Source organism: Bacillus sp. 220_BSPC, assembly GCF_001054655.1.
In the GTDB taxonomy this organism is placed as follows: domain Bacteria; phylum Bacillota; class Bacilli; order Bacillales; family DSM-1321; genus Peribacillus; species Peribacillus frigoritolerans.
This window is the reverse complement of sequence record NZ_JVPL01000232.1, coordinates 1-321: the sequence shown is the minus strand read 5'-3', so window position 1 is coordinate 321 and position 321 is coordinate 1. Positions and strand designations below refer to the sequence as shown.

The window sequence follows — 321 nt, the reverse complement described above, 5'->3', positions numbered from 1 at the left end:
GGTGGTTTGATTTGTGTCATTGGGCAAATTATGTTTGATGTGTTTAAACTGACACCGGGACATACGCTAAGTACCCTTGTCGTAATAGGGGCTATTTTAGATGGGGTAGGTTTATATGAACCCTTAATTGATTTTGCTGGGGCAGGAGCTACTGTTCCTATTACAAGCTTTGGGAATTCACTTGTACACGGGGCCATGCAAGAAGCTGAAAAACACGGGTTAGTCGGCGTACTTACAGGGATGTTCGAAGTGACAAGTTCTGGCATTTCATCTGCCATTATTTTCGGCATGTTAGGAGCTTTGATTTTTAAACCAAAGGGA

General features: G+C 42.7%; 1 protein-coding gene. It reads left to right on the top strand.

Going from position 1 to position 321, the window contains the following annotated elements:
• A partial coding sequence (spoVAE, locus tag ADA55_RS17925) for a stage V sporulation protein AE (RefSeq protein ID WP_065421184.1) occupies positions 1 to 321 on the top strand: 321 nt, incomplete at both ends.